Source organism: Xylanibacillus composti (genome assembly GCF_018403685.1).
In the GTDB taxonomy this organism is placed as follows: Bacteria; Bacillota; Bacilli; order Paenibacillales; family K13; genus Xylanibacillus; species Xylanibacillus composti.
This window is the reverse complement of record NZ_BOVK01000007.1, coordinates 1-12575: the sequence shown is the minus strand read 5'-3', so window position 1 is coordinate 12575 and position 12575 is coordinate 1. Positions and strand designations below refer to the sequence as shown.

General features: G+C 48.0%; 12 protein-coding genes and 1 pseudogene. 9 read left to right on the top strand and 4 right to left on the bottom strand.

All coding sequences use genetic code 11. The annotated features are described in order from the left end of the window. Positions 1-66: 66 nt before the first annotated feature. From XYCOK13_RS03035 to XYCOK13_RS03000, 9 genes and pseudogenes are all read left to right on the top strand, one after another. Positions 67-1974 carry a DUF4082 domain-containing protein gene (locus XYCOK13_RS03035; RefSeq protein ID WP_213410444.1) on the top strand — a complete coding sequence of 636 codons (1908 nt, stop codon included), beginning with the start codon at positions 67-69 and terminating at the stop codon, positions 1972-1974. A 2-nt stretch (positions 1975-1976) separates the two neighbouring features. Next, the gene (locus XYCOK13_RS03030) at positions 1977-3416 is read left to right on the top strand and encodes a class I adenylate-forming enzyme family protein (protein ID WP_213410443.1); all 1440 of its coding nucleotides are present in this window, start codon (positions 1977-1979) and stop codon (positions 3414-3416) included. A 14-nt stretch (positions 3417-3430) separates the two neighbouring features. Then, complete coding sequence (locus tag XYCOK13_RS03025; RefSeq protein WP_213410442.1) at positions 3431-3673, top strand: acyl carrier protein; 243 nt, start codon at positions 3431-3433, stop codon at positions 3671-3673. A 45-nt stretch (positions 3674-3718) separates the two neighbouring features. After that, positions 3719-3970, top strand: coding sequence for a GNAT family N-acetyltransferase (locus XYCOK13_RS03020; protein ID WP_213410441.1), 252 nt, complete (start codon positions 3719-3721; stop codon positions 3968-3970). Continuing rightward, a pseudogene (locus tag XYCOK13_RS22290) lies at positions 3963-4040 on the top strand (hypothetical protein); the annotation flags it as partial. The gene XYCOK13_RS03020 and the pseudogene XYCOK13_RS22290, both read left to right, overlap by 8 nt. Positions 4041-4187: 147 nt before the next feature. Next, positions 4188-4901, top strand: coding sequence for a GNAT family N-acetyltransferase (locus XYCOK13_RS03015; RefSeq protein WP_244864964.1), 714 nt, complete (start codon positions 4188-4190; stop codon positions 4899-4901). A 275-nt stretch (positions 4902-5176) separates the two neighbouring features. After that, positions 5177-5947: an SDR family NAD(P)-dependent oxidoreductase gene (locus XYCOK13_RS03010; RefSeq protein WP_213410439.1), complete on the top strand. Its 771-nt coding sequence runs from the start codon at positions 5177-5179 to the stop codon at positions 5945-5947. A 21-nt stretch (positions 5948-5968) separates the two neighbouring features. After that, entirely contained in the window at positions 5969-6454 is a 486-nt protein-coding gene (locus XYCOK13_RS03005; RefSeq protein ID WP_213410438.1) for a 2,4'-dihydroxyacetophenone dioxygenase family protein, read from the top strand. Positions 6455-6607: 153 nt separating this feature from the next. Then, positions 6608-7138 carry a CueP family metal-binding protein gene (locus tag XYCOK13_RS03000; protein ID WP_213410437.1) on the top strand — a complete coding sequence of 177 codons (531 nt, stop codon included), beginning with the start codon at positions 6608-6610 and terminating at the stop codon, positions 7136-7138. Between the two features lie 324 nt (positions 7139-7462). Here XYCOK13_RS03000 and XYCOK13_RS02995 read toward each other — a convergent pair whose 3' ends face one another. The 4 genes from XYCOK13_RS02995 to XYCOK13_RS02980 are packed head-to-tail and all read right to left on the bottom strand — an operon-like array spanning position 7463 to position 12098. Further along, entirely contained in the window at positions 7463-7975 is a 513-nt protein-coding gene (locus tag XYCOK13_RS02995; RefSeq protein ID WP_213410436.1) for a hypothetical protein, read from the bottom strand. Position 7976: 1 nt separating this feature from the next. Next, the gene (locus tag XYCOK13_RS02990; protein ID WP_213410435.1) at positions 7977-8519 is read right to left on the bottom strand and encodes a hypothetical protein; all 543 of its coding nucleotides are present in this window, start codon (positions 8517-8519) and stop codon (positions 7977-7979) included. Between the two features lie 31 nt (positions 8520-8550). Further along, positions 8551-9948 (bottom strand): S41 family peptidase, encoded by a 1398-nt coding sequence (locus XYCOK13_RS02985; RefSeq protein WP_213410434.1) that lies wholly within the window; start codon positions 9946-9948, stop codon positions 8551-8553. Positions 9949-10004: 56 nt separating this feature from the next. After that, positions 10005-12098, bottom strand: a complete 2094-nt coding sequence (locus XYCOK13_RS02980) for an ABC transporter transmembrane domain-containing protein (protein ID WP_280520870.1) — start codon at positions 12096-12098, stop codon at positions 10005-10007. Positions 12099-12575 lie beyond the last annotated feature (477 nt).

The window sequence follows — 12575 nt, the reverse complement described above, 5'->3', positions numbered from 1 at the left end:
GTGAATTTCGATCCGGCTTCCATGGAGACGTTTGGAATCGGATCGAGATTAGCGGGATGCGAGATAGTGAGTAAGCTGAAATTCTCTACTACGAGACATTATATTACTCTTCTTCATGAGGAGGACATAAAGCTGAAGTCGCACGCTGAGGAAAATCTATTGCGTCTGCCAGTCGTTGCGCCTGATTCCCAAGCGGTGAAGTTGCTGGAAGGGGAGCAGCAGCCTTTATTGATGGCAAAAAACGACGGATGCGGTCGAATTGTACAATGGACGAGTTATCAATGGATAGCGGAGTCTATACTGGGAACTATTGCAGGAATGGATGACCTAATGTGGAGAAGCTTGGTGTGGGCTGCTCGCAAACCGTTTGTCATGAGGGAGATTCCCCCATTTGCAACGTTACGCGTTGATGATTGTGTTGGCCAGTGCGGCCATTATAAAAATGATCCATTTGGTTGGGTGGACATAGCTAATAAATACGGATTTAAACCGTGGCTTGGATTTTTTTATGAAACCATCACGGATGCAGCGGTTGATAAAATGAAGCAATTAACAAGGGGAGGGATGGCATCTGTTCAGTTCCATGGCATGTACTTGTTCGGTACTGTCTACAAACCCATTGAGACTGGCGCAGAAATTATACGTCGCATTATGCAAGCATGGATGGAGGAGCATCAGTGGAAGGAACCGTTGTCTATTTATTTTATCCCCCACAACTATGATATAAGTGAAGATGCCTTGACTGTCATACAGGAATTTGGCGTGCAAGTCATTGGTTTGCCGTACCAGGTCAATAGCGGGGGAGGAGCCAGAGACCCGAATAACAAGTGGCTTCAGTCTGGTCCATATCGGTTGCTTGCAACAGGCACAGATGGGATTCCGTGGTCGGGTAGGAAGCAAAGCGCTTCTATTTATTATTCGGATTGGCTGTCCACTCAGGATCGAAGACATGGGACGATATTTAATGTGCTGACTGAAATCAGGGATGTAAACGGATACGAATGGTTTAATTATGGAGACTCGAATGAGCAATACGAAGATATAGATGCTGCCATTAAGCGAGGAATAGATATCTTCAAAAGATGTTATGAAAGCAAGATAATGGGAAATTTATTTACGCATGAGAACACCTGGAGAGGAAAGTTTATTGCCAATATCCCGCCAGATTCATGGGAGAAGATGCTGGGCGGCATTGCAGCATACCTATCTCTGTATCGTCCGCGGTTCGTTTTGCTAGATGAAGCGGTTCAGTATATCAAGGCCTTGTATACTTCCGCGATCACCGAGATTTATCTCCAAGATAAGGATATGTTGAAGATTAGCGTTGCTGGTGAATGTCCTGTTTCAACGGAGCTGGCAATTTATGATGAACGAGATGGGGTTATTCTCAAAGAGTGGGCAACATGCCCGCCTTTTGAAAGAGAACAACAGTTTTCTATACCATTGCCAGTCAGACAGCCCCCAATGACAGATTCGCTGCTGAATGACTTACAACCGCATGAGATTGTATATGAAGAAGAAGATTTGTTTAGAGGATTCGAATTTGAAGTGATGGTGGAATCCATTGTTGACGCGATCAAGATGTTTGTCCCTTCAACGAGCAATCACGAGCATCACATTGAATTGTGGCATGTTGATGAGCGGAGGCCTCTATACACGGCAAGCTGGAAAATCAACCAGGACGCCCAGGGGTGGCAACGTACTGTGTTGAGTGAAGAAGTTGTGCTTGTTCCCAACGTTAAATATGTTCTGGCTATAAGCTCGTCTTACAAGCAACCAGAAGGGTACGGCTTTGCGGTACATCCTCATTTATCACGGTACCCATTAGATAAATTGTACTTCATGATCGGCCATAATCACGGGATTACCTATCCGCGCCATCATTTTCACTTACGGCAGCGGACCCCCAAATGTTTTTTTAGAGACATCAGTGTTCGTCCCCAATTCGTCAATGTCAAGCATGAGGAGAAATGAACATGCTATCTTTCAAGTCCATTTGCAATGCTAATCAAACAAACTTGTTTATGATCGAGCCATTCACTGGAAGAAAGGTAACGTATCAGGAATTGGATAATTGTAGCGGGATACTTGCTGCACGACTTCTTTCAAGGGGAATTAAACCGCGCGATCACGTTATTCTGAGATTTGACAATCGAATGGAATATTCCATTTCACACTTCGCTTTACTGCGGGTTGGTGCGGTAGCTGTAATTGTTTCCCATGCTATGCCGGACGACAGCCTTCTTGGAATTGCGCATGAAGTCAATGCTAGCATGATATTGGCATATGACGATGTTCCAGGCTCCTTCGCAGAATTACAAAATAGGTGGCTTAGGGTTTGTTTCGAAGATCTTATCGGGAATGTCCACATAGATGAGTATCAGCATAGCAGCGATGAGCTTGCCGCTATTGTTTACACATCAGGCACAACAGGTAAGCCTAAAGGGGTCATGATTACATTAGCTGGAGCAATAGCAAACTTCCGTGAATATGGTTCAGCGCAACAATTTGACTCATCTTCGCGTATGATTCTCTCCCTACCGCTAGATCACGCAGACGGTTGGTGCTTTTCAGTTTTGCTTCCATTTCTATTTGGCTCAGGGGTCATTCTGCTGCCGCCTTTTAGTGCGAAAGTGGCTGTACAATTTGACAAGCTGATTTTAAGGGATGGCGGCAATATTTTCATCGCTGTACCATCTATGATGCAAGCAATATTCTCCATGAAATTCCGATATGACCCACTTGTGCGGAACAAACTCAAATCTGTACTCTGCAGTTCCGCTAAGCTGCATCCAGAATTCATGCAAGAATTTGAGAGTTTCTTTGGAAGATGTGTATACGAATTCTATGGTACTACTGAAACCTTGTTAATTTCGTATTATGCTCCGGGAATGGCGTATAAGGAGAATTCCGTTGGCAAGTTGTCTCCGCAGGTTTCGGTAGCTTTTTCAGAAGATGGAGAAATGCTTGTCCATAGTCCTTTTTTGTTCAAAGGCTATTATCAAGATGATCGGACCAAGTATGTCTACGATGGAACCTGGTATCGGACTGGCGATATGGCATCATTGGATGAAGATGGTTATGTATTTCTACAGGGACGCAAAGAATACATGATTAACAAGTCTGGCATCAAGCTTGATCCTAACACGATTGATCGTTGTTTGTTGCAGGTAAATCATGTTGCCGATGCAACAACAATGGGCATGGACAGTCATTCACATGGAGAGCAGATCATAAGTTTTGTTGTGTTGAAGGAGCACGTCGAAAAAATGGCGATTTATTCCCGTTTAAGAGAGAGCCTCCCTACTCATTTACTGCCGCAACATATCCATATTGTCAATCATATACCACGCACACCGATAGGCAAGGTAGATAGAAAAGCACTACTGGAGCATGTGAGCCAAAATTGGGAATAAGGAGGGGAGCGTTCATGTCTGAAGCGTTTTACGAAGCAGTTCTAGACAGAGTAAGAATGGTTGTCGGGAGAACAGATATAGAATTGGACCAGCGCATGCAGGAGGATCTGCTTGTGGATTCTATGACCTTCATCCGATTAGTCGTTGATTTGGAAACAACTATGAACGTTGTGTTTAGAGATGAAGACCTGGATATCGAGAACTTCCCGACTGTGAGAGATTTGGGCATATATCTGGCTTCTACCAGCGATGCTTAGATGCTTTTCGGCGTTGAACTCAAGTACAGAGGAGCGGGATTGGACATGGACAGTATTCGCACATTAAGAGAGGACGAGTTGGAGGACAGCATACAGGTAACTGCAACAGCCTTTCATGTTCCATTGGACGAAGAACAAGTGAATGAACGCAAACGCATTCTTGATCCTAATACTATAATTGGGCTGTTCTATCAAGGAAAGCTGGTATCCAAGTTATCTTTGTTGCCCCTGCATATCTGGCTAGGGGGAGAGATGTTCCCGATGGGGGGGGATTGCCTCTGCCGCAACATTGCCTGAGCACCGTCGAAAAGGCTATTTTCAGAAGCTGTTGTATCATTCAGCGTGCGAGATGAAAGAGAAGGGCATGATGTTCTCATATTTGATGCCTTTTTCTTATTCTTACTATAGAAAGTTTGGATGGGAAGTCATACAATCATTCAAAGAGTTCAATCTTTGTCCGAATGATTTGAGACATGGCGCAACATTGAGGGAATATGTATACACTAGAGGAAAGTTGAAATGGCACGAACTGAATCCCGTCTACGAGAAGTATGCCCAATCCTTTACTGGCATGTTGACTAGAGAAAGATGGTGGTGGGAAAGTTATTATTCCTTTTACAAAAAAGGTGAGGTCGTGACTGTTTCAAATGCTGATGGGATTCAGGGATACCTGGTTTATGATATTCATCAAGAAAGTAAAACGATGACAATACATGAAATTATTCACCTCAATGAAGAGGCGAGGCTAAGCATGCTAGATTTTTTGGCTAATCATGATTCCGTCATTGACCGGGTGATACTGAGAACGCCAGTGCAAGATGAGATGTCTTTTCTCCTAAGGAATCCTGCCGTATCTCAACAAATAAAGCCTGGGTTTATGGGAAGAATTATGGATGTTCGCTCCTGTCTAAGCAAGTATCCGTTCATCAAGACGGGCAAATCATTCGATTTCATAATGAAGATTACGGACCCTTTTTTAAGTTGGAATGATGGTATAATAAGGGTGCTTGTGAATGAGGATGGAGAGGTATATATTATGGACATGACTGATACAGACAAAGAGTTGGATCTATCCTGTGATATCGGTGCCTTTACCGCCATTTTATTCGGCTATCAAAATCCTTTATTTCTCAAAGAGACTGGACGAATCCAGGCAAGTGACATGCTCCTGCATTTTTTTAATGAGGCTATTCCACGAAAAATCCCCTATGCAGTTGATTATTTCTAAGCATAGATGCGTTTACAATAGAACCAGATGGCAGCTGCAAGTTGATTTTACTCCTACTCTATAGTGATGAGTGATGGCCGCGGATAAGCGGCCCATTTATTTAAGACGATTAACTGGATAAAGGTCGAAAATCTTACAAAGCCCCAGAAAAAGCATAGACTTTTCCCGGTTGTTGAAGCTAGAAAGTCACCTTATACTAAAAATAGAAGAAATCATTGGGTAAGACCGTATGCAGAGCGAACAAGGAAGACATCCAGCAGGAGGTGGCTTGAATAATGGGGAAAGTGGCTGTAGTAACCGGCGGGGCGTCCGGTCTGGGGCTTTCCGTAGTGGAACGTTTCGCGCGTGAAGGCTATAAGGTCGTGATTGTTGACCTCGCAACCGGGCAAGGCGAAGCGCACGCCAAGAGACTGAGTGAAGAGGGGCGGGATGTCCACTTCATCTCGGCCGATGTGTCGCGGCAGGCGAATGCGAAGGAAGCGGCAGAACGGATCTACCAGCAATTCGGCGGCATCCATGTGCTGGTGAATTCGGCCGGCATTATTCGGCGCAAAGCCAATGTCGATGTGCCGGATGAAGAGCTGAACGCGGTATTGAACGTCAACCTGAACGGGACCGTATACATGAGCCAGGCGGTTCAACCGTACATGGCGAAAAGCGGAGGCGGAGCGATCTGCAACATGGCCTCGATGCTGGCACACTATGGAAGCAAAAATCTGCTTTCCTACGCGGCCTCGAAGGGCGGCGTTGTCCAGGTTACGAAATGCTTGGCCGTTGACTGGGCCGAGCATCACATTCGGGTGAATGCGGTCAGTCCCGGCTATATCGAGACGCCGTTGTCATCGGGCGCCACAAGGGACCCGGCCTTCAACGAGCGGATTTTGTCGAGAACGCCGCAGCGGCGATACGGCAAGCCGGAAGAAGTGGCCGCCGCCATCTATTTCTTATGCTCCGATGAGGCAAGCTTCATCACGGGCGTCGTACTGCCGATAGACGGCGGACTGTTGGCTGGCGATCCTTCCCTGTTCCCGCCAGCTGCTCAATAAACTATCTATGGAGGGAATCCCATGCAAATTCCAAAAGACCTCAATGCCTTTACCCAATTAGCAGGATTGCCAGATCAAGCGATTGATATCGACAAGCTGCCCTGGGTGCCGCAATCCGATCGTGTCTGGTTCAAGCCGGTGCGCTTTGATTTGTCAACCGGACGGTGGATCAACCTGCTCAAGGTTACGCCAGGCGGCGTGGTGAATCGCCATCGCCATACAGGCGGCCAAGTGATGGCCTATACGATTCAGGGGAGCTGGCGTTATCTGGAAAGGGAATGGGTCGCGAAGCCGGGCACATTCGTCTATGAACCGCCGGGCGACATTCATACGCTGGTCGTAGAAGGCCAGGAGGAAATGATCACGTTGTTCATTCTGGAAGGTACCGTTCAATATTTGGACGATGAGGATCGCGTATTCTATCAGGATGATGTCTTCACGAAGCTGAAGCTCTATCAAGAATACTGCCGAGAGCAAAATATTCCTGAAGTGAATCTGCTTTACTGAGATATAAAGCTCTAATTATCCCGGTTCGGATCTGCGAGCCGGGATTTTCTTTTCGTCGATAAGTCGGAGGCGTTCCGTCCCAGGTTGCATCGGGGCCATGGTTGTTGTACATTGATAAATAATGCGTGAAACAGATAGGGGTAAGGGAATACGATGAACCGAAAAACAGGATGGACGATAGCAGGATTGGGCGTTGCGGTGCTGGCGATCCTGCTCATCACGGCAAGCCTTCAGAACGGAGACGAGCAAACGGTAGATGTGAAGCAGCTCGTACAGGATTATAGTTTGGGCAAAATCCAGAGCCACTCTGCCTCCATCACCTCGCATCAGCTGATTGTGATGGACAGCGGTAAGAGTCAGGTGACCTATGATCTGCCGGAGGAAGAATTTTTCGTCTCGATTGCGCCTTATATCACAGAAACCCACTCTTGCGCGATTCACAGCTTGACCGGCTGCCGCGGCGAGATGGCGAACGAAACGTTCCAAGTCTATATAGAGGATGAGGCCGGCAACGTCGTGCTTGACGAGACGATGCAGTCTTATGCCAACGGATTTCTGGATTTGTGGCTGCCTCGCAACCAAACCTTCCGCGTGGAGATAACCCATGACGGCAGAACCCAAACTGAGGTGATTTCCACCTACGAAGGAGACGACACCTGCATCACCACGATGCAGCTGATCTGACAGTTGCAGCATATGACATCATTTCCGACACATTCGCTTGGGGCGCATGTGTCTTTTCTTTGGAATCCGTAGAGAGGATGATTACGCAAATAAGGCTGCTTAATGCTGCTGCCTCATAAAAAACCGCCAGAGCACTTCTGCCCCGGCGGTCCTTTATACGCGCGTATTTCCATTATTGGATGAAATATCCTTTGGATCTGCCTTGCTGCCCAGTTTTATCTTTGACCCTTCATTCTTGTTGAAGGTTACTGGTTTAATCGCCATAGTGAGAACCTCCTTTATCCTGCTGTGATACATCAATCATAGTAGAGGCGGTAAAGATTGTCAATGAAAACGCTCTACGTATTGTCTCACATCGTCTAAAGAAGCAGTATAGAGGTTCATGTTCAACACATCGTTCATGTCTCGACCGGTCAACTTGGCGAATTTGGCATACAAGCGGTTGTTGCGGCGGTGGTTCTCTGCAGCGGCCAGTGACAGATGAACGATCTCCGGATGTCGATCTTGAATGGTTCGTACCAGAATCCCGAGTCCTTGTATAAAGAATAGCGAGCCTTGACGCGAAAGCGGCATCAGGCAGTACTCTACATAAGCGGTCTCCCGATCTTCGTACTCCTGCTGGGGAGAGCCCAGCGTGTACCCGACAATGCCAATCACAAGGCCTTGCTCATCCTCGAACCGAATCAACGTCCCGTATGTGAGCACGCGCAGCATCGCGGCATAAGCATCCGCCGTTCGAAGTCCGGGATCTGCCGTGCGTTTGGTTTGCAGGATAAAGGTCATGCAGCGCCTGAAATCCACATCCTCTTCACAGATATAGGTGCGAAATGGCTCCATGTCAGTTGCTCCCTCCGTGAAACTTATGCCGCACGCCCCGACATCGCGATGTGTATTGGGCGAAGTCTGCCGCGGACGTCTTGAATAGATCAATGCGCCCATAGTCCTTGACGCTTGTCCGAACGAGCTGGCTGCACTTCCCGAACAGCCTGCGCAAGTCCTCACGATCCGCGGGCGACCAGAATTGGATGGTTTCGACTAGCGGTGCCCGCTCGGCCAGGTAAGCAGACAACGCTTGGAGCAATCGGTACAAGGTTGAAGCATGCCGAACCTCCTCCCTGAGGTATAGCGCCTCCACTTGGCACACCCGTGCGGCGGCAGGCGCATCGTCAGGGAAGATGAAGCCAATCGCGCCAGCTGTGCGGCCGTCAGCCTCGCGAACGAGCAGCGCATCGCCCCGGACGATCGGATCCCCGATAAAGCTGAACGCTACAGGGAAGCCGTAAGGGAGCGACAACCCGGGATATTGCTCCATCAGCAATAGAAAGTACTCGTCCCATAGCGCATCATCTTCTCCGCAGCTTACAAAGGCTAATGATGCCATCTCATTCACTCCTCTCTGTTCGTCTGAGCGGTTAGCGCAGCGTATTCAGAATGACATCAATGGCCTTGTCGAGTTGCGTGTCGTTTTCTTGTATTTGACGCTTAAGCTGGTCTGACATCGCAAGGACGGTGTCCGCATCGAGGAGTCCATTCACTTCAATCGCTTGATCTTCCTGGAACTTTGCAACGGCATCCGCTGTCACAGCATCAAATACCCCATCCGTACGGCCGGGTTCATACCCCAAGGCTTCCAGGTATTGTTGGAGGATACGGATTTCCTGCCCTTGATCGCCATTCCCGTAAGTCTCTGTCAGCTGAAGGTGCGGCAGTGTCGCATAATCGGGAAGTGTGACCTCGATGTCTGGTGTTAGACCGATATGATGAAAATGTGTGCCTTTCGGGTTCAACATTTCCACATCGGTATATTTCATCATGGAGCCGTCAGGAAAAAAATGAGCAGTCTGTCCGACACCCTTGCCGAAGGTCTGACTCCCGATAAGAGGGAGGCCTGCAGATTCACGCAATGCGCCAGCCACCACCTCAGCGGTACTCGCGGTTCCTTCGTCAACCAGTACTGCTGCAGGGATATCCACCGTTGATGGTCGGTTCGAAACAAAGCGTTCCATCTCGCCCTCGCGATTCGCCTGCAGCGCAATGAGTTCGCCCTCCGGCACAAAATGGGAGGATACGGCGATCCCTTCATGGAACAAGCCGCCGGGATTCATTCTTAAATCCAGGATGAGTCCACTGATCTCCTCTGTCCGTAAGTTTGCCATCACTTCGTCAAATTGTTGCCCAGTCGTTCCGGCAAACTCGCTGATTCGTATAACGGCAATGTTGTTAGGCAAAGTCTTAACCGTGACGGTTTCGGTGGGGATCGTATCCCGGATCATCGTCAACGTAAAATCATGCTGCAGCCCATTCCGTCGTACCTGCAGGCTTAGTTCAGAACCTTTCGGTCCGCGGATATATTTCGCCGCTTCCTCAACACTTAAGCCTTCTAAACGGTAGTCGTCTGCCGCAAGCAGGATATCATTAGGCAGCAAGCCAGCCTTCGCAGCGGGAGATCCCTCCACTGGGGAAATGACAACAATATGACCGCCCTCTGCTCGTATGTCAGCCCCGATGCCCTCGATTTCACCGAGAGCGGTCTCGCGATGATCCGCTGCTTCATCCGCATTCGCACGGATGTAAGTGGAATAAGGATCCTGCAGTGTCGCAAGCATGCCTTGAATCGCTCCATCTACCAGCTGTTCTTCAGGTATAGGCGTCAAGTAGTGGCTATACACCCAGTTGAATGATTGATAGGCTTTATAAAATGGTGATTGAAACGTCAATAATTGAAATGCCATTAAGATTGCGAGTGTAAGGATGCTCCCTATAGCGGCGATGCCAATAATCCGAAATCCTCTAAAAACAGTATGTTTCATGATGATGTGCTAGCCTCTCTCTTGGATTGGAATCGAAACGGTTAGATCGGAAAGTCTTATTTTCCTGAAAATCGATCCTTCAAGGATTGTTCCAGTACGCGGCGAATGACCGGGAATTGCTGTGACAGTCCATGCAGTTGATCGCTGCGAAGGGACAGCAGCAATGTGGGGGTCTGCGTAATCACATCCGCCGTGCGCGGGACATTGCGAAGCAAGGCAATTTCGCCGAAATGATCGCCGTCTTCCAGTACAGCGACCCGGGTTTCATCAATGACAACAGACACTTGGCCGCGAACGATAATATAAAACTTATCTCCGGGGTCATGCTGCCGAATGACCGTTTGCGCCGCCTCATATTTCTCCGCAACGAACAATTCCGAGATGGAGTCCAGCTGTTCAGAGGGAATCCCTTGGAAAAAGGAAAGCTTGGCCAATCGTTCCCCTGTAACCTTCGCGTGAAATCCGTCTGCTGTCAGATGGAAGCCCTGCTGCTTGTCCCACATTTCTTGATAGATGCCGCCTTGTGCAATTAAGCTGTCATGCGTGCCGACCTCCGCGACGCGTCCTTTATGGAATACGATGATTTGGTCAGCGTTCTTAACAGAGGCCAGGCGGTGGGTCACGGTGACGATCGTGCCGGCTCCTCTGAAGCCTTCTATTAAAGTATTGATTTCTGCTTCTGTAGAGGGGTCCAAGGCCGAAGTGACTTCATCGAGAACTAGCAATTCCGGATTTCGCATGAATGCGCGAGCGATTGCCATTCGCTGACGCTGGCCGCCCGACAGATTCGCGCCGTAGTCTTGGATCTGAGTGGCATATTGTTCGGGCAAGGCCATGATAAAATCATGGATTTGCGCAGATTTCGCCGCCTCACGCACCTGGCTGTCGCTTGCATCCGGATTCGGCATGCGGATGTTGTCCGCGATCGTCGTGTTGAACAGGAAGGAATCCTGGAACACGATACCGGTCTGCTGGCGAAATTGCGCCTCATCTATATGGCGAAGGTCCGTCTCCCCGATCCGAACAGCTCCTTTCTGCGGATGATAGAATCGGATCAGCAGCTGCAGCGCTGTGCTTTTGCCTGAACCGCTCGGACCAACAAATGCAGTCAGCTTGCCCGCAGGAATGTGGAACGATACATCATCCAGCGCCTTCACATCCGAATTGTAACTGAACGTCACATGATCGAACCGGATGTCTTGCTTGAGCGTTGTCAGCGGTATTCGCTTCTGTGCATGATCTTCGTCTGGACCCGTGTAATCCAGAATGTCATCCAGTCTGCGGAAGCTAACTTCTGCCTCCATGAGAGCAGGAAACAATTGCGAGAGGGACGAAACGGCATTGCCAACATTCAAGAAGATTGTATAAAACGCAATAAATTCGCCAACCTGCAAATCGTCGCGAAAAATCAGAAAACCGCCGGTAATAATCACGCCTACATTCAGCAGCATAAAGGCCATGATCGGGATACGGTCCAGCAGTGCGTAATGATACGTTAAGCGAAATCCTTTGTCGAACATGCCCTGCAAGCGTATCTTGACGCTTTCCGCCATACTGTTCTGTAAATTCAACCCCTTGATGACACGGTGTCCTCTAAGCAGTTCATCGACTGTTCCCATGTAAGCATCTTGCTCCTTGCGAAAGGCGATGGTGCTTTGTTCAGCCTTCTTCGTCATGAGCTTTGGACTGAAGAACAGCAGCGCAAAGCCGACAACCATCATCGAAGCCAGCTTCCATTCCAATTGAAACAAGAGGAACAACCCAACCATCAGGCCAAATAGACCCTTAAAAACACTCGGTACCACGCCGGTCATCACGCGGTCTACGGTTAACACATCAGCGGTTAAGCGGCTCATAAGCGTTCCGTGGTCATAAGCTTGATAGAAGGGGATTGGCATATGAAGCATCTTATCGAATAATCGCTTGCGCAATTGAAATATCGCTTTTTCATTCACAAGGGCCATCAAGTGTTCCCCGAACAATCCCGCCCCAAGAGCCAGCAAGCCGCCAATTAGAAGCACGATGAGAATGAATCCAAACATGCGTATATCTTTAGGATAGAAAGCATCATCAATTAAATACTTGAAGCTCATTGGAGTAAGCGCGCTATATGCACTTTCCACCAGCAAACAGAGGAAAAATACCGACATGATCGGCCAATAAGGCCTGGATAATTTCAGAATACTACGCAAAACATACAACGCACTTCACTCCATTAGTCATCTAGATGATCGACTGCAAATAACAACTATTATCCAATTATATCATTAAGGTCTTTTTATTTTCAGGATTCTTTTTCAGCCGACTTTAGTAGAGTTAGCTAGAAGCGGCCTTTTTTTACAAATTACGCGATCTTTTAATAATATCGATCTGGTTGATCGGTATGGCTGACCACATACCGATAACATGACATGGAAGCGCGTATGGATGATAAGGAATTGTTTGAGCTTTGTATGGATTCTTTATACTCAAGTGCTCGAACTATAAGGCAAATAGGGAAAGTGACCGTGTATCGTTGGATATGTATTTTTGGGATAATGGGTTACACCTCGTGCTTGAAACCTTTGATTGGCCACCTGGCCTTACGGGGTTTCCTTTTATGTAGCGGTTTATTAATGAAGATAGTT

What these genes read in the sequence shown, in the direction of transcription:
- XYCOK13_RS02980 (WP_280520870.1), bottom strand. Translation starts at nt 12,098, where the DNA reads ATGTCGGTATTTTTCCTCTGTTTGCTGGTGGAAAGTGCATATAGCGCG.
- XYCOK13_RS03030 (WP_213410443.1), top strand. Translation starts at nt 1,977, where the DNA reads ATGCTATCTTTCAAGTCCATTTGCAATGCTAATCAAACAAACTTGTTT.
- XYCOK13_RS02990 (WP_213410435.1), bottom strand. Translation starts at nt 8,519, where the DNA reads ATGGCATCATTAGCCTTTGTAAGCTGCGGAGAAGATGATGCGCTATGG.
- XYCOK13_RS03020 (WP_213410441.1), top strand. Translation starts at nt 3,719, where the DNA reads ATGGACAGTATTCGCACATTAAGAGAGGACGAGTTGGAGGACAGCATA.
- XYCOK13_RS03010 (WP_213410439.1), top strand. Translation starts at nt 5,177, where the DNA reads ATGGGGAAAGTGGCTGTAGTAACCGGCGGGGCGTCCGGTCTGGGGCTT.
- XYCOK13_RS03000 (WP_213410437.1), top strand. Translation starts at nt 6,608, where the DNA reads ATGAACCGAAAAACAGGATGGACGATAGCAGGATTGGGCGTTGCGGTG.
- XYCOK13_RS03025 (WP_213410442.1), top strand. Translation starts at nt 3,431, where the DNA reads ATGTCTGAAGCGTTTTACGAAGCAGTTCTAGACAGAGTAAGAATGGTT.
- XYCOK13_RS02995 (WP_213410436.1), bottom strand. Translation starts at nt 7,975, where the DNA reads ATGGAGCCATTTCGCACCTATATCTGTGAAGAGGATGTGGATTTCAGG.
- XYCOK13_RS03005 (WP_213410438.1), top strand. Translation starts at nt 5,969, where the DNA reads ATGCAAATTCCAAAAGACCTCAATGCCTTTACCCAATTAGCAGGATTG.
- XYCOK13_RS02985 (WP_213410434.1), bottom strand. Translation starts at nt 9,948, where the DNA reads ATGAAACATACTGTTTTTAGAGGATTTCGGATTATTGGCATCGCCGCT.